The sequence below is a fragment of the Achromobacter sp. MYb9 genome (assembly GCF_002975275.1).
Taxonomy (GTDB): domain Bacteria; phylum Pseudomonadota; class Gammaproteobacteria; order Burkholderiales; family Burkholderiaceae_B; genus Achromobacter.
In genome coordinates this window covers 40,885-56,483 of record NZ_PCOQ01000006.1, presented here as the reverse complement: position 1 = coordinate 56,483, position 15,599 = coordinate 40,885, and the positions used below count along the sequence as shown (strand labels likewise).

13 protein-coding genes are annotated in these 15,599 nt (G+C 66.9%); 9 read left to right on the top strand and 4 right to left on the bottom strand.

What is annotated here, in order from left to right:
• Positions 1-27 precede the first annotated feature (27 nt).
• Genes asnB through CQ050_RS11435 form a run of 4 tightly spaced genes read left to right on the top strand, consistent with a single transcriptional unit; the run spans position 28 to position 5,362 of the window.
• Positions 28-1,959 carry an asparagine synthase (glutamine-hydrolyzing) gene (gene asnB / locus CQ050_RS11450; protein WP_105556950.1) on the top strand — a complete coding sequence of 644 codons (1,932 nt, stop codon included), beginning with the start codon at positions 28-30 and terminating at the stop codon, positions 1,957-1,959.
• 3 nt (positions 1,960-1,962) lie between these two features.
• The gene (locus CQ050_RS11445) at positions 1,963-3,078 is read left to right on the top strand and encodes a glycosyltransferase family 4 protein (protein WP_105556949.1); all 1,116 of its coding nucleotides are present in this window, start codon (positions 1,963-1,965) and stop codon (positions 3,076-3,078) included.
• The gene (locus CQ050_RS11440) at positions 3,075-4,232 is read left to right on the top strand and encodes a glycosyltransferase (protein ID WP_233213972.1); all 1,158 of its coding nucleotides are present in this window, start codon (positions 3,075-3,077) and stop codon (positions 4,230-4,232) included. Before CQ050_RS11445 ends, CQ050_RS11440 begins: the two co-directional genes overlap by 4 nt.
• A complete protein-coding gene (locus tag CQ050_RS11435; RefSeq protein WP_105556947.1) occupies positions 4,229-5,362 on the top strand; it encodes a glycosyltransferase family 4 protein in 1,134 nt (377 codons plus the stop codon). Before CQ050_RS11440 ends, CQ050_RS11435 begins: the two co-directional genes overlap by 4 nt.
• Positions 5,363-5,385: 23 nt before the next feature.
• On the opposite strand, the gene pgi is transcribed toward CQ050_RS11435, so the two are convergent.
• Together pgi and CQ050_RS11425 are read right to left on the bottom strand one after the other, a co-directional pair.
• A complete protein-coding gene (gene pgi / locus CQ050_RS11430) occupies positions 5,386-6,939 on the bottom strand; it encodes a glucose-6-phosphate isomerase (RefSeq protein WP_105556946.1) in 1,554 nt (517 codons plus the stop codon).
• 7 nt (positions 6,940-6,946) lie between these two features.
• Positions 6,947-8,341, bottom strand: coding sequence for a phosphomannomutase/phosphoglucomutase (locus CQ050_RS11425; RefSeq protein WP_105556945.1), 1,395 nt, complete (start codon positions 8,339-8,341; stop codon positions 6,947-6,949).
• 325 nt (positions 8,342-8,666) lie between these two features.
• On the opposite strand from CQ050_RS11425, the gene CQ050_RS11420 reads away from it, so the two are divergent.
• The 5 genes from CQ050_RS11420 to CQ050_RS11400 all read left to right on the top strand — a co-directional run bounded on the left by CQ050_RS11420 (position 8,667) and on the right by CQ050_RS11400 (position 13,769).
• Positions 8,667-9,299, top strand: coding sequence for a BPTD_3102 family carboxylase-like protein (locus CQ050_RS11420; RefSeq protein WP_105556944.1), 633 nt, complete (start codon positions 8,667-8,669; stop codon positions 9,297-9,299).
• Positions 9,300-9,407: 108 nt separating this feature from the next.
• Positions 9,408-10,823 carry an FAD-binding oxidoreductase gene (locus CQ050_RS11415; protein ID WP_105556943.1) on the top strand — a complete coding sequence of 472 codons (1,416 nt, stop codon included), beginning with the start codon at positions 9,408-9,410 and terminating at the stop codon, positions 10,821-10,823.
• A 47-nt stretch (positions 10,824-10,870) separates the two neighbouring features.
• Positions 10,871-11,584 (top strand): response regulator transcription factor, encoded by a 714-nt coding sequence (locus tag CQ050_RS11410; protein WP_105556942.1) that lies wholly within the window; start codon positions 10,871-10,873, stop codon positions 11,582-11,584.
• Complete coding sequence (locus CQ050_RS11405; RefSeq protein WP_105556941.1) at positions 11,581-12,954, top strand: HAMP domain-containing sensor histidine kinase; 1,374 nt, start codon at positions 11,581-11,583, stop codon at positions 12,952-12,954. The genes CQ050_RS11410 and CQ050_RS11405 overlap by 4 nt, the downstream gene beginning before the upstream one ends.
• A gap of 65 nt (positions 12,955-13,019) precedes the next feature.
• The gene (locus CQ050_RS11400; protein ID WP_105557115.1) at positions 13,020-13,769 is read left to right on the top strand and encodes a phosphatase PAP2 family protein; all 750 of its coding nucleotides are present in this window, start codon (positions 13,020-13,022) and stop codon (positions 13,767-13,769) included.
• Here CQ050_RS11400 and CQ050_RS11395 read toward each other — a convergent pair.
• Positions 13,762-15,045 (bottom strand): TRAP transporter large permease, encoded by a 1,284-nt coding sequence (locus CQ050_RS11395; protein WP_105556940.1) that lies wholly within the window; start codon positions 15,043-15,045, stop codon positions 13,762-13,764. The genes CQ050_RS11400 and CQ050_RS11395 overlap by 8 nt on opposite strands.
• Complete coding sequence (locus CQ050_RS11390) at positions 15,036-15,599, bottom strand: TRAP transporter small permease (RefSeq protein WP_105556939.1); 564 nt, start codon at positions 15,597-15,599, stop codon at positions 15,036-15,038. Before CQ050_RS11390 ends, CQ050_RS11395 begins: the two co-directional genes overlap by 10 nt.

Below are 15,599 nucleotides of genomic sequence, written 5' to 3'. Positions count from 1 at the left end.
TGCTACGGTGACCACGAGAACTACATCATGTGTGGAATAGTCGGAATTTGGGGCCCCCTCGGAAACAAGGAGCGCGTGCTGGCGGAAAGCTGCCGCCGCATCCGCCACCGCGGGCCGGACAGCAACGGTTTCTGGGAAGACGCCGGCGCCGAATTGGCCCTGGCGCACGTCCGCCTGGCGATCCTGGACCTGACCGAAGCGGGCCACCAGCCCATGGCGTCCGCATGCGGGCGCTATGTGATGGTCTTCAACGGCGAGATCTACAACCACCTGGACATTCGCAAGCAGCTGGAGCAATCCGCGCTGGCGCCGTCCTGGCGCGGACACTCGGATACCGAAACCCTGTTGGCGGGCTTCACCGCGCTGGGCATCGAGGCGACCTTGCAGGCCGCGGTCGGCATGTTCGCGATCGCGCTGTGGGACCGTGCGTCGCGCAAACTGGTGCTGGCGCGCGACCGCATGGGCGAAAAGCCCCTGTACTACGGCTATTCGGGCGCCGAGCTGGTGTTCGCTTCGGAATTGAAGGGGCTGATGCCCATCCCCGGATTTGGCCGCGACCTGAACCGCAATGCGTTGGCGTCGTTCATGCGGCACAACTACATTCCGGCGCCCCAATCCATCTATGAAGGCATCGCCAAGCTGCCGCCGGGAACCTGGGTCGAATTCACGGCCGACGACGCTCGCAGCCGCCGCATGCCGGAACCGCGCGTGTACTGGTCGGCGCGCGACGCGGCCGACACTGCCGCCAGATCATTGTTGAAATTCGAGTCGGACGCGCAAGCCACCGAAGCGCTGGAAGGCGTGCTGTCCAAGGCGGTTGGCGGCCAGATGCTGGCCGACGTCAGCCTGGGTGCCTTCCTGTCGGGCGGCATCGATTCGTCCACCATCGTGGCCCTGATGCAGGCGCAAAGCGCCAAACCTGTGCGCACCTTCGCGATCGGTTTCCACGAAAAGGGCTACGACGAGGCGCAGCACGCGAAGGCCGTGGCCACGCACCTGGGCACCGACCATACCGAACTCTATGTAACCGCGGCGGACGCATTGGCCGTGGTGCCTTCGTTGGCGGACATGTACGACGAACCGTTTGCCGACTCGTCGCAAATCCCGACGTCGCTGGTCACGAAAATGGCACGCCAGCACGTGACCGTGGCGCTGTCGGGCGACGGTGGCGATGAGCTCTTCGGCGGCTATTCGCGCTATTTCCGCGTGAACAACTGGTGGCAACAGTGCGAGCGCGTGCCTGCGCTGCTGCGCAAGCCTGCGGGCGCGCTGCTCTCGGCGTCCACGCATCTGCCGGGGCGCGGCGCGTGGCGCGGCAAGGTCGGCAAGCTGGGTGAATTGCTGCGCACGGACTCGCGCGGCGATTTCTATCGCCACTTCGTGTCGTACTGGGCCGAGCCGTCCAAGGTGGTCAAGGGCGGCGTGGAACCGGTCTCGGAATTTGCGCGGGCCATGCAGGGTTCCACGTTCGAGTCCATGATGAAGCTGGACACAGTGACCTATCTGCCCGACGACATCCTGGTCAAGGTGGACCGCGCGGCCATGGCGGTCAGCCTGGAAACGCGCGTGCCTCTGATCGACCATCGCGTCTATGAATTCGCGTGGGGCCTGCCGCACCAGTACAAGGTGCGCGGCAACACGGGCAAGTGGTTGCTGCGCCAGGTGTTGCATCGCCACGTGCCGCAAGCGCTGGTGGATCGCCCCAAGCGCGGCTTCGCGGTGCCGCTGGCGGCTTGGCTGCGCGGCCCCTTGCGGGAATGGGCGGACGCACTGCTGGACCCCACGCGACTGCGCCAGGAAGGCTGGTTCGAACCCGAACCCATCCTGCGCAAGTGGCGTGAACATACGTCGGGCCATCGCAACTGGGATAGCCATTTGTGGGGCGTCTTGATGATGCAGGCCTGGTTGGACCGTTATCGGACAGGATCGGATCAAGGGGGATCGATTGGGAGTCTCTGACGAATGAGAATATTGATGCTGGTCAGTTCCATGCATGCGGGCGGCGCCGAACGGGTCGCGGCCACGCTGGTCAATGCATGGGCCGAACGCGGCGATTCCGTCACGTTGACGCCTACCTACTCGTCCAAGGGCACCTGCTTTTATCCATTGTCGGACAAGGTCGAATTGGCCTGGCTGGCAGACCTTGCGGGCACGCGCGAGTCGGGCGGGATGGCCGCGTTCAAGCGCCTGCTGGCGCTGCGCAAACATATCCGCGACACCCGGCCCGACGTGGTGGTGTCGTTCCTGACCAACGTCAATGTGGCCGCCATCCTCGCGACGCGCGGCCTGGGCGTGCCGCTTATCGTCTGCGAGCGCACCAACCCGGTCGCCGAGACCACGACAGGAACGGTGTGGCGCAGGCTGCGCCGCCTGCTGTATCCGCGCGCCGACATGGTGACGGTGCAGGCGGAAGACACCGCCGGTCCGTTTTCGCGCCAGGTGCCCGGCATCAAGCGTCTGGCCGTCATTCCCAATCCGTTGCCCGCCCCATTGCTGAACGCCCCGCGCGTGATGCAGCGCGACGGGGACGGCCCGCGCGACCTGCTGGCGATGGGCCGCCTCGTGACGGACAAGCAATTCGACCTGCTGATCGATGTCTTCGCGCAATTGGCGCCGTTGAATCCCGACTGGAACCTGCGCATCTGGGGTGAAGGCCCCGAGCGCGCCGCGCTTGAAGCGCAGATCGCGAGACTGGGCCTGCAATCTCGGATCAGTCTGCCCGGTCGCACGGAAGCGCCCTGGGACGAACTGGCCCGGGGCCAGGCCTTCGTGCTGAGTTCGCTGGTCGAGGGCTTTCCCAATGTTCTCCTCGAAGCCATGTCGCTGGGCCTGCCCAGCGTGGCGTTCGACTGCCCCAGCGGCCCGCGCGAGATGACGCGCGACGGGCAAGATGCTTTGCTTGTGCCGGCGGGCGACCGCGGCGCCTTGCGCGACGCGTTGCAACGCATCATGGGCGATCTGAATTTGCGCCGGCAACTGGGCGAACGCGGCGCAACGGCGGTGCGCCACCGCTATGCGCTGGCCAGCGTGCTATCTGAATGGGATGAACTGTTCGAAGCGGTGCAGGAGGGGCGATGAGCACCCCGGCAATGCGCGTCCTGCACGTCATTACCGGCTTGGGGCAGGGCGGTGCGGAATCCGTGCTGTTGCGCCTGGCGACATACCCCGAATCCGGCGTGGAGCATATCGTCGTGTCATTGACCGATGAAGGCATCTATGGAGAGCGCCTGCGCGCGGCCGACGTGGCCGTGCATGCGCTGGGCATGAAGCGCGGCCGCGTGAGTCTGGGCGGCTTCCTGGCCTTGCGCCGTTTGATTGCAAACAGCCGCCCCGATGCCGTGCAGACCTGGATGTACCACGCCGATCTGATCGGCGGCCTGGCTGCCCGCCTGGCGGGCGTGCGCGCCGTCGCCTGGGGCATCCGCAATTCGGGCGCGCACCTGGAACGCAGCAGCCGCTCGGCACGCCTGGTGCTGCGGGCGTGTGCGCTGCTGTCGGGCAGCGTGCCTCGCGCGATCATCTGCGCCGCGCAGAACGCCGCCGAGCGCCACGCCGAAAAGGGCTACCGGCGCGACCGCATGGTGGTGATCTCGAACGGCTATGACCTGTCGCGCTATGCGCCTGACGCGCAGGCCCGCGCACGCATGCGGGCGCAATGGGGCCTGTCCGAAGACGCGCCCGTGATCGGTTGCGTGGCCCGCTGGGATCCGCTCAAGGACCACGCCAACCTGCTGCGTGCCGTGGCCGCGCTGGTGCGCGACGGCCGCGACGGGGGCTTGCGCTGCGTGCTGGTCGGGCGCGGCATGACGGCGGACAACACCGAGCTGGCGGCGCTGATCGACAAGCTTTCGCTACGCGAACGGCTGATCCTGGCTGGCCCCAGCGACGACGTGCCCGCGGTGATGAACGGGCTGGACTTGCATGTGTTGTCCAGCTGCGCGGAAGGCTTTCCCAATGTGGTCGCCGAGGCGATGGCCTGCGGCGTCTACTGCGTGGTGACCGACGTGGGCGACGCCGCCTTTATCGTCGGCGACACCGGTGTCGTGGTGCCGCCCGAGCAGGCCGAGGCGCTGGCGCGCGGCATCGAGACCGCCCTCTGCGACGTGGCCGCGCGGGGCAGCGGACGCGCTGGCGAAGCCGGACGTGCCCGCGTGCTTGAAAATTTCGACCTTGCCCGGATGGTGCAACGTTACCTCGCCGTATGGCGCCGTATTTCTGGAGTCCAGGCATGACCGCAGGCCGTCGCCTGATGTTCGTCGTCAACAACCCGGCATTCTTCATGTCGCATCGCGTGCCGGTGGCGCAAGCCGCGCAGCGCGCGGGCTACGACGTGCATGTGGCCACGATGGACGGGCCTGCCGTGGCCGACATCGAGGCGCTGGGCATGACGCACCACGCGATCCCGATGACGCGCAGCGGCAAGCACCCCTTGCAGGAATTGGGCACATTGCTGGCCCTGGTCCGCTTGTTCCGGCGCGTGCGTCCGGACGTGGTGCATCTGGTCACCATCAAACCCGTGCTCTACGGCGGCATTGCCGCGCGCCTGGCTCGCGTGCCGGGCATGGTGGCTGCGATTTCGGGGCTGGGCTTCGTGTTCCTGTCCGACACGCTGAAGATGCGGCTGGTGCGCTCGGTGGTGGCCAGGCTGTACCGGATTGCGTTGGGCCACCCCAACAGCCGCGTGATCTTCCAGAACGCCAATGACCGCGACCTGCTCAAGTCACTGGGCGCGGTGCGAGACGGGCAGGTGGTCATGATCCGTGGCGCTGGCGTCGACCTGGACGCCTATCGCGCATTGCCCGAGCCGGCTGCGCCGCCGGTCGTGGTCACGATGGTGGCCCGCTTGTTGCGTGACAAGGGCGTGCAGGAGTTCGTGCAGGCCGCAGGCATGCTGCGCCAGCGGGGCGTGCCGGTGACGATGCAATTGGTCGGCGGCGTGGATGCGGGCAACCCCGCGTCGGCGACGCAGGATGAGGTCGAAGCCTGGCAACGCGAGGGGGCGGTCCAGGCGCTGGGCGAGCGTTCGGATGTGCCCGAGCTGTATGCGGCGTCCCATATCGCCGTGCTGCCGTCGTACCGCGAAGGCCTGCCCAAGTCGTTGATCGAAGCCGCCGCTTGCGCACGCGCCGTCGTGACGACCGACGTGCCCGGCTGCCGCGATGCGATCGAACCCGGTGAAACGGGTTTGCTGGTGCCGGTGCGGGATGCACAGGCCTTGGCCGACACCATCGCCCGCCTGGCCGAAGACGCGACGTTGCGGCAGGCGATGGGCAAGGCGGGCCGGGCGCTGGCCGAACGCGAGTTCAATATCGAGCAGGTCGCCCGTATTCATGTGGCGCTTTACGACACGCTAAGCGCCTGACGGCTTGCGGCCGCGCCGGCCGGCTAGTGGCGGCGCGAGATCGCGTCGATCCAGAAGCGGGTGGACGGGTCCTGCTGGCTGGTCTGCGGCGAGTCCAGCTCGCGCATGATGTTCTTGGCCAGCACCTTGCCGAATTCCACGCCCCATTGGTCGAACGGGTTGATGCCCCAGATCACGCCCTGCACGAAGACCTTGTGTTCGTACAGCGCCAGCAGCGCGCCCAGCGTATAGGCTTCCAGTCTGGGCAGCACGATCAGCGAAGAAGGGCGTCCGCCCGGGTGGACCCGATGTTGCGCCAGCAGGCGCGCGCGGGCCGGATCGCGTTCGGTGGCGGAGGTTTCCGCCAGCGCCTCGTCGAAAGATTTGCCGCGCAGCAGCGCGGAACGTTGCGCCAGGCAATTGGCGATCAGCAGTTCATGGTGGCGGGCATAGTCGTGGTCGGGTTGTTCGCACAAGATGAAATCCACCGGCGCGCCCATGGTGTCCTGGTGCAGCCATTGGAAGAACGTGTGCTGGCAGTCCGTGCCCGACATGCCCCAGATCGCAGCCCCGGTCGGCACGCCTGCGGGGCTGCCGTCGGCGGTGGCCACTTTGCCCAGTGACTCCATTTCCAGTTGCTGCGCCCATGGCACGATGTGGTACAGCCGCGAGTCGTAGGGCGCGATGACCATCGAGTCATAGCCCAGCACGCTGCGATTGACCACGCCGGCCAGCGCCAGCTGCACCGGGGCGTTTTCCGCGATCGGGGCGGTGCGGAAGTGCTCGTCCATGGCCGCCGCGCCGGCCAGCAGCTGGTCGAACGCGTCGTTGCCCAGCGCCAGCGCGATCGGCAGGCCGATCGCCGACCACAGCGAATAGCGGCCGCCAACCCAGTCCCAGATCTGGAAAATGTGGTCGGGCAAGATCCCCAGGTTCAACGCGGCTTCGACGTTGGACGTGATGGCCACGACCTGCTTGATGGGATCGGCCACGCCGGCTTCCCGCAGCCAGTTCATGGCGACTTCGGCATTGGCCAGCGGTTCGGTGGTCGTGAAGGATTTTGAGGCGACGATGACCAGCGTGTCGTGCGGATCCAGCCGGCTCATGGCGTCGGCGACGGAGTGCGAGTCGACGTTGGAGGCAAAGCGCACTTCCCGTTTCGCGCCGCCATGACGCAGGGCGCGCGTTACCAGGCGCGGTCCCCAGTCGCTGCCGCCGATGCCCAGATGCAGCACGTAGCCGTATCGGTCCGCCGCGTCGGCCTCGCGCACGAATTCGCGCAGGCGTTCGCGTTCGGCCAGCACGGCGCCGGCCACCGCGGCGGGCGGCTGCGGCGCGCGCAAGGCGGTGTGCCAGGCGGCGCGGTCTTCCGTCCAGTTGGCGTTGCCGCCGTCGAACAGCGTGGCGCGGGCGGCGTCAAAGCCCTGCTGCGCCAGCAATGCCGCCGATGCTTCCTGCAAGGCGGGCGAGTGCGCCTGCGCGCTCAGGTCCAGGCGCAGCCCCGGAGCGTTGATCAGCCGCAATTGCTCGCCGCGTCGCGAGGCGGAGTTCGCCGCCGCGGTGAATTGTTGCCAGGCCGGGCTGTTGGGAAGAGACATGGACGGTTCAGAAAGGCAGTTTGGCTTCCGGCGCGAGCTTGCCCAGTTCGCGGCGGAAATCGGCTTGGATGCGTTGTAGCGCCTCGGTCGTTTCCGCTTCGAAACGCAGCACGACCACAGGCGTGGTGTTCGACGGCCGCGCCAGGCCGAAGCCGTCCGCGTATTCCGCACGGACGCCGTCGATGGTGATCACACGGCGGGCGTCGGGGAATTGGCCTTGGTCCTGCAATGCCTGGACCAGGGCGAAGGGCTGGCCTTCTTCCATTTCCAGCTTCAGCTCGGGCGTGGACACGTCTTGCGGCAAGGCTTCCAGCGGTGCGCACGCATCGGCGAAGCGCGACACGATTTCAAGCAGGCGGGCGCCGGTGTACAGGCCGTCGTCGAAGCCGTACCAGCGCTCTTTGAAGAAGATATGGCCGCTCATTTCACCTGCCAGCGGCGCGCCGGTTTCAGCCAGCTTTGCCTTGACCAGTGAATGGCCCGTCTTCCACATCAGCGGCTCGCCGCCGGCGGCGTCGACCGACAGGCCCACGTGGCGGCTGCACTTCACGTCATAGATGATGGTGGCGCCGGGATTGCGTTCCAGCACGTCGCGGGCGAAAAGCACCAATTGGCGATCGGGCCAGATGATCTGGCCGGATTTCGTGACCACGCCCAGACGGTCGCCGTCGCCGTCGAAAGCCAGCCCCAGTTCGCAGTCGGTTTCCGCCACGCACTTGATCAGGTCTTGCAGGTTCTTGGGTTCGGCGGGGTCGGGATGGTGGTTGGGGAAGGTGCCGTCGACTTCGCAGAACAGTTCGGTCACCTCGCAGCCCAGCGCGCGGAACAACTGGGGCGCAACCGCCCCTGCGACGCCGTTGCCGCAGTCGATCGCAATCTTCATGGGGCGTGCCAGTTTGACGCCGGACGCCACGCGCGCGATGTAGGCCGCGACCAGGTCCAGTTGGCGGCGAACGCCGGCCTGGGCCGCCGGGGCGGCAGCGCCGCCGTTCATCGCGGCGCTCAGGGCCTGCACGTCGTCGCCGTATAGCGCGCGTCCGCCCATCATCATCTTGAAGCCGTTGTACTTGGGCGGGTTGTGGCTGCCCGTGATGGCCACGCCCGAGCCGCACTGCATGATGTGCGTGGCGAAATAGACCAGGGGGGTCGGTACCATCCCGATGTCGACCGTGTCCACGCCGCCTTCCAGCATGCCCTCTTGCAGCGCCGTCGACAGCATCTCGCTGCTGAGGCGGCCGTCGCGGCCCACCACCAGCGTCTGCACGCCTTCAGCCCGGGCGCGGGCAGCCAGCGCCCCGCCCAACGCGCGGGCGAAGGTGGCGTCGATCAGGTCCGGGACGGTGCCGCGGATGTCATAGGCCTTGAAGACCGAGGCAGGAAATTGCGACTTGTTATTACCCACGACGATTCCTTGATAACGGTGTTACAGCGGGGTGTTCGACGGGGCGACATGGTGAAAACCCGCGCATCGAAACCCGGCTGGCAAGAGGGTCAAGGTGGAATTATCCTCCATTGGCGGGTAGGGCCTCATCCCGCGGGCGGAGTAGGGCATCTTAAGGGTTGGCGCGCGCCCTGGTTTGGTGCATGCGGGGGCGGATCGCATTGATCCGGTGCGGATCCCGAGACGGCCGAAAGGGCCTTTGCCAGAGGGCGGCGCATGGCATGGAAATTGCTCGTCATCCGAAGGTGATACGCTTGCTATGCAAGCAGAAAGACCGGGAGGGGCCATGGGTGCCAAAGTTTCTACTGTCATGTCGTCAAGGGGAGCCACCAGCAGGCGCGGCCCCCCCACGGACTATGCCGGGCCGGCCGCCGGTCGCGAACGCCGGCTTGATATCCATGTATTCGTATCGGAAACCGGCGAACTGGCCACCGGCCGCGCCTGGGAGCGCTGCGTCTGGCGCGACGCCCGGGTGCTGATCGCCGAATGCCCGGCGCCGCATCTGCCGGCTTCCGTCGAGGCCGCGTTGCGAGTGATTGCCGCCGATGTCGCCCGCGACCGCGGGTGGCAGGGGATGGGCACGGTGGCCTTTTCGCTGGACGATCGCAGCGGGGTTTTCCGGGTGTCGGGCGCCCAGGCGCAGCCGAACGCCGCCGGCTCGCCCGTTGCCGGCCATGATCCCGATGCCGCCCATGCGCTGGAAATGCGCATCGACGGCTGCGTCGACCGCCGCCTGCCCTGCACGCGCCTCTTGGTGTGCGGCGCGACGCGCGGCGAGGCCCTGCGCCGCGCCTATCGCGCGCTGTCCGAAATGCCGGGACCCGCAGGCGTCGACCGGGCGTTCCTGATGAACCGCATCGCATCCCGGGCCTACTGCTCCGGGCTGACCGGCACACGGCTGGACCAGGCCGTCGGTTAGACGTCGGGCTTTGCCTACCCTGCGGGGCGGGCGATTCCGCCCCTACAATAGTCCGCATATCCCTTGACCTGCGCCTGGGCGACACCAGGCCTTTCTTGTGCGGCGCCTATGACTTTGCTGAGCAATCTACAGTCCCTGCTGGGGTTCTCCCATGTGTTGACCGGCGCTGACGCCGAACCCTACGTGCAGGATTGGCGCAGGCGCTACCGTGGCACCGCCTTGGCGGTTATTCGCCCGGGTTCGACGCAAGAGGTCGCCGACGCCGTGAAACTGTGCCGGCACCATGGCGTGCCGGTGGTGCCGCAAGGCGGCAATACTGGTTTGTGCGGCGGCGCCACGCCGGACGAATCCGGCCGTGCCGTGGTGCTGTCCACGGCCCGCCTGACCGCCGTGCGCAATCTGGATACCGCGAACGACACCATCACGGTAGAGGCAGGCTGCATCTTGCAGGCCGTTCAAGAAGCCGCCGCGGGGGCCGACCGCCTGTTTCCGCTCAGCCTCGCGGCCGAGGGCAGCTGCACGATCGGCGGCAATCTGGCCACCAACGCCGGCGGCACGCAGGTGCTGCGCTACGGCAACACGCGCGACCTGACGCTAGGCCTGGAAGTGGTGACCGCGGAAGGCGAAGTGTGGGACGGCCTGCGCGGCTTGCGCAAGGACAACACCGGCTACGACTTGCGCGATCTCTACATCGGCAGCGAAGGCACGCTGGGCATCATCACCGCCGCCACGCTGAAGCTGTTTCCCCGGCCCGTGGCGTCTTGCACGGCGCTATTGACGGTGGACACGATCGACCACGCGGTGGACCTGCTGTCACGCGCACGTTCGGGGTTTGGCGCCGCGCTGACCGGCTTTGAACTCATGAGCGGCGCCTGCCTCCAGGCCGTGGTGCGCCTGTTCCCGCAGCAGCGCCTGCCCTTCGAAGGGGATTCGGCCGAATCGCCCTGGTTCGCGCTGCTGGAACTGTCCGACAGCGAAAGCGAGGCGCATGCGCGCGAACGCTTCGAGGCCGTGCTGGGCGATGCCATCGATGCGGGCCTGATCGGCGATGCCGCCATTGCCGCCAACGTGGCGCAGAGCAAGGCGCTGTGGCACTTGCGCGAGAGCATCCCGCTGGCCGAGGCCGAACTGGGCAAATCGGTCAAGCACGACGTATCCATCCCCATTTCGTCCATTGCCGGGTTCGTTCACAAGACCAATGCCTTGCTCCAAGCGCGTTTTCCGGGCGTGCGGCACGTGATCTTCGGCCATCTGGGCGACGGCAACCTGCACTACAACGTGGCCAACGCGGCCGGCCAGACCGAAAGCGAACTGCTGGCGCTGCAAAGCGAAATCTATGGCGTGGTGCATGACAGCGTGCACGCGCACAGCGGTTCCATCAGCGCCGAGCACGGCGTGGGGCAGCTCAAGCGCGATGAACTGCCGCGCTACAAGAGCCCCGTCGAACTGGCGCTGATGCGGCGGATCAAGCGCGCGCTGGACCCGCAGGGGCTGATGAATCCCGGCAAGGTACTGCAAGCCTGAGTCCGGCAACGCGCACCGATCCCGATTCCAACAAGGAACTTCAACTTATGGCTGCCAGCCCCGCGGCAGGTGCGAACAACCGGATCCTGATCGTCGAAGACGATCCCATCATCGCCGGCAATCTATACACCTTCCTGGAAGCGCGCGGTTTCCTGCCGGACGTGGCCTACACCGGCCATGCCGCGCTGGAACGCGCCAAAGCGCAGCGTTTCGACGCCGTCATCCTGGACATCGGGCTGCCCGGCATGGACGGCAACGCGGTGCTGCACATCCTGCGCAACGACATGCGGATGTCGGCGCCGGTGCTGATGCTGACGGCGCGCGACAGCCTCGAAGACAAGTTGACGGGGTTTTCGCACGGCGCGGACGATTACCTCACCAAACCCTTTGCCCTGCTGGAAGTCGAGGCTCGCCTGCTGGCCCTGATCCAGCGCGCGAAAGGCGACACGGTGGATTCCGTGCGCCAGTTTGGCCCGCTGCAGTACGACACGCGCAGCCGCGGCGTATCGGTCAACGGCACGCCCGTGCACCTGACGCGAAAGGCCGGCCTCATCATGGAGGCCCTGATGCGCGATCCGGGCCGGGTGGTGGCGCGCGAAGAACTGGAGTCCGTGCTGTGGGGCAACGAGCCGCCGTCTTCCGATGCGCTGCGCAGCCAGGTCCATCTGCTGCGGCGCGCGTTGGCCGATGCCGGCTTCGACGGCATCGAGACCCTGCACGGCACCGGCTGGAGGCTGGTGTTGCCCGGGGACGCGCCATGACACGCGCGGCCGGCGGCACATTGACCCAGCGGGTGGTGTGGGCGCTGACGGGCACGGTCGCGTTGTTCGTGACGGCGCTGGCCTTGCTGGCCTATCTGACTTTCGACCAGATGGAAGACGATCTGGTCAACGACATCCTGAATACGGAAATGGACCGATTGGTCCAACATGCGCGCGCCAGCGACGAGTTCATGCCGCGCCAGGGCGCGCGCGAACTGGGCGGTTCCATGCGGGCATGGATGAGCGTCGACGGCCAACGCCCCGCTGGCATCCCCGATGAAGTCCTGGGGTTGGAGAGCGGGCTGCACCTGATCGAACCCGGGGCCTATACCTGGCACGTGATGGTGGCCGACACTGGACGGGGCAAGGTTTATCTGTTGTACGACGCCACCGATAACGAAGAACGGGTGCACGACTTCGGCTTGATTGTGCTGGGCGTCGGCGCCATCTGTGTGATCGGCGCCTATGCGTTGTCGCGCCGGGTGGCGGCGGTGGCGGTGGGGCCGTTGCTGGATCTGACCGACCGTCTGTCCACCTGGGCGCCGGGATCGCCCGACATGGCGGTGACGCGCGACGACGAGGCGGGCCGGCTGATCGAAGCCTTCAACCGCGTGCAAAACCAGGTGGACCGATCGATCGCCCGCGAACGCGAGTTTGCGGGCAACCTGAGCCACGAGGTGCGCACGCCGCTGGCTGCCATCCGTTCAGACAGTGAACTGATGCTGCTTACCCAGGCGTTGACGCCGGACCAGCGCCAGCGCCTGACCCGCGTGGTGGATAACGTGGACGATGTGATCGTATGCCTGGAAAGCGCCCGGGCGATGGCTCGTGACCAGCTGCTGCCACCCGCGCCCGTGGACGTGGCCGAGTGCATGGAAGACGCGTGGCGAGGCTACGAGGCGCAGGCCGGACAAGCCCAATTGCGCTGGGACAACCAGATCGCGCCCGGCCATGTCCTGACGCTGGACCGTTATGCGTTGCTGACCGTGCTGCGCAACCTGGTGCGCAATGCGGTGGAGCACGCCGCCCCGGCGACGCTGACGACCCGTTTCAGCGCGCCGGACACCCTGGAACTGAGTGACGACGGCAAGGGAATCGCCGCCGACGATTTGCCGTTCCTGTTCCGCCGCTACTACAGCGGACGGATGCGGGATTCCAATGCCGGCGATCGCGACGAGACGGCCCGTGGCCTGGGGCTGGCGATCGCCAAGCGCGTCTGCGACATGCAAGGCTGGTCGCTGACCGTCGAATCGTCGCGCGAACCGGAGACCCGGGGAACCCGCTTTTCCCTCCGTTTCGATGCGGGCCTCGCGGCCCCGACGGGCGCGGCGGCCGGTGGTGTTGCGCCGGCGAAACAGGGCCGAATTTGACGAAATTTCGACTCTCGGCGAACTAAGCTCGTCGCTTGTCCGATGCGTCCCTGGTCTATCGACCCATGTCGTCCCCTTTGCTGCCTGCGGCGCGTGCGCCGTCGCCTGTCTGGTATCTCTGCAGCCAGCTGATCGGCGTGACGCTGGCGCTGGCCTGCCTGGCCTGGTGGGCCAATGCCTCGGGCCTGGACCTGCGCATTGCCCGGGCGCTGTTCGATCCTGTCCTGGACGACTTTCCGCTGCGTGTGAACCGTTGGCTGGACCTGCTGGGGCATCGCATGGTGCTGGCCTTGCCGATCGGCGTGGCGCTGGCGGCCGTGGGCGTGGCGGCGGCCAGTTTCCGCATCCCGGCCTGGCGCGCATGGCGCGGGCCGGCCGTGGCCCTGGCGGCGACCTGCCTCGTGGGTCAATTGGTCGTCAACCAGCTCAAGCACTACACAACGCTTCCGCGGCCCTACGACTTGCAGACGTTGGGCGGCTACACACCGTATCCGCTGCATTGGTGGACCTGGGCGCGTGCGCGCGCCGGGGGCGCCTTGCCCAGCGGTCACGCAGGTGCGGGCTATTCGATGCTGACCCTGTACTTCGTGGGCTGGGCCCTCGGCCGACCGGCCTGGCGCTGGTGGGGGCTGGCCGTGGGCGGGGCCGCGGGCGCCGGCTTTTCGGGGGTGCGCATTCTGCAGGGCGCCCATTTCCTGAGCCAGACGCTTTGGTCCGCCGCGCTGTTGTGGTTTCTTGCCGCGCTGTTCTTCTATCCGGTGATCGCGGGACGGGCCGCGCGTGCGGTCCGCCCCGCGATTCCGCCCGTCAGTTGAGCAGCACGCCGGGCAGCCAGAGCGAAAAGGCCGGCACGTAGGTCACCAGCGCCAGCGCCGCCAGCAGGGCGCCGTAGAACGGCCAGATCGTGCGCATCACGGTGCCCACCGATACGCCGCCGATGGCGCAGCCGACAAACTGCGTCGTCCCCACCGGCGGTGTATTCAGCCCCAACGCGCAGTTCAGCAGTATCACGATCCCGAATTGCACGGGCCCCATGCCGTACTGCATGCAGATGGGCAGGAAGATGGGCGTGCAGATCAGGATGGTGGCGGCCATGTCCAGAAACGTGCCAAGCACGAACAGGATGATGTTGACCATCAGGAAGATGGCCCACGGGCTGGTCGACACCGACGCCATCAGTTCGCCGGTTTTTTCCGCCACGCCGTAGAAGCTGATCAGGTAGCCGAAGGTGGCTGAAATGCCAATCAGCAGCAACACGACGCCAGTCGTCTTGACGGCTTTGCTGGCCGCCCGCACGAACTGATCCCAGGTCAGCGACCGATATACGAAGATCGTCAGCGCCAGCGCATACAGCACCGCGACCGCCGCGGATTCCGTCGCGGTGAAGACGCCGCTGAGGATACCCGTGATGATCAGCACCACCACGAACAGGCCCGGCGCCGCCGCGACCAGCGAACGCAGCACGATGCCCCAGCCCGGGAAGGTGCCCGCCGGATATCCCCGGCTGCGCGCCACGAAATACGCGGCCGCCAGGTTGCACAGGGTCAGGATCACCGCCGGCACGACGCCCGCCGCGATCAGCGCCGCGATCGACACCTTGCCGCCCGCCGCCAGCGTGTAAATGATGATGTTGTGGCTGGTGGGCATCAGCGCGCCGACCAACGCGGCATGCGTGGTGACGTTCACGGCATAGTCCGCGTGGTAGCCCTCGCGCTTCATCATCGGGATCATCACGGACCCCATCGCCGATACATCCGCCACGGGCGACCCCGACACACCGCCGAACAGCGTGCAGGCCACCACGTTGGACATGCCCAGCCCCCCGCGCACATGTCCGACCAGCGACTTGGCGAACGCCACGATGCGGTCGGCGATGCCGCCGTACAGCATGAGCTCGCCCGTGAAGATGAAGAAAGGGATGGCCAGGAACGAGAACGCGTTCATGCCCGAGGTCATCTGCTGGAAGGCCACCGCCAGCGGCAGGTCCTCGACCATGATGGCCGTGATGGACGACAGGCCGATGGCGAACGCGACCGGCACGCCGATCACCAGGAATCCCATGAACGTAAACGAAAGCAGTGTCAGCGCCATGCCGGTACCACCTTATGGTTGCGCAGGATGGCGATGATGTGCTCGATGGAGAAGAGCGCGATCAAGGTGCCCGACAAGGTTGCGGGGATGTACTTCCAGGCGTTCGAGATGCCCAGGTTGGGGATCTTGTAGGCCGCGACGGATTCAGCCAGCACGCCGCAGTTCCAGGCCATCAGCACGCCGAACAGCAGCACTAGCAGGTGGATGAAGATACGCAGCCGGCGTTGGCCGGCCTTGGGCAACGCATCCAGCAGCGATTCGAAGCCGATGTGGCCCGCATCGCGCACGCCGACGGCCGCGCCCAGCATGGTCACGTACAGCACCAGCAGCAGGGCCAGGCTCTCGGCCCAGGTCGGGGTACTGTTGAGTACGTGACGGCCGACGATCTGCAAGGTCACGGCGATGATCAGGCAGACCAGCCCGAACACGCTGGTCCACATGCAGAACCGCGCTAGCGCCGCGCAGCCTCGGGTATAGGCATCCAGCGGGGCAGCCAGGGCTTGCGCCCGGCCCCCCGCGACGACATCGGTTTCATTCGTGGGTGTGGCCAACAT

Coding starts and splice junctions, on each gene's coding strand:
- asnB (WP_105556950.1), top strand. CDS start 28: ATGTGTGGAATAGTCGGAATTTGGGGCCCCCTCGGAAACAAGGAGCGC.
- CQ050_RS11445 (WP_105556949.1), top strand. CDS start 1,963: ATGAGAATATTGATGCTGGTCAGTTCCATGCATGCGGGCGGCGCCGAA.
- CQ050_RS11440 (WP_233213972.1), top strand. CDS start 3,075: ATGAGCACCCCGGCAATGCGCGTCCTGCACGTCATTACCGGCTTGGGG.
- CQ050_RS11435 (WP_105556947.1), top strand. CDS start 4,229: ATGACCGCAGGCCGTCGCCTGATGTTCGTCGTCAACAACCCGGCATTC.
- pgi (WP_105556946.1), bottom strand. CDS start 6,939: ATGTCTCTTCCCAACAGCCCGGCCTGGCAACAATTCACCGCGGCGGCG.
- CQ050_RS11420 (WP_105556944.1), top strand. CDS start 8,667: ATGGGTGCCAAAGTTTCTACTGTCATGTCGTCAAGGGGAGCCACCAGC.
- CQ050_RS11415 (WP_105556943.1), top strand. CDS start 9,408: ATGACTTTGCTGAGCAATCTACAGTCCCTGCTGGGGTTCTCCCATGTG.
- CQ050_RS11410 (WP_105556942.1), top strand. CDS start 10,871: ATGGCTGCCAGCCCCGCGGCAGGTGCGAACAACCGGATCCTGATCGTC.
- CQ050_RS11405 (WP_105556941.1), top strand. CDS start 11,581: ATGACACGCGCGGCCGGCGGCACATTGACCCAGCGGGTGGTGTGGGCG.
- CQ050_RS11400 (WP_105557115.1), top strand. CDS start 13,020: ATGTCGTCCCCTTTGCTGCCTGCGGCGCGTGCGCCGTCGCCTGTCTGG.
- CQ050_RS11395 (WP_105556940.1), bottom strand. CDS start 15,045: ATGGCGCTGACACTGCTTTCGTTTACGTTCATGGGATTCCTGGTGATC.
- CQ050_RS11390 (WP_105556939.1), bottom strand. CDS start 15,599: ATGTTGGCCACACCCACGAATGAAACCGATGTCGTCGCGGGGGGCCGG.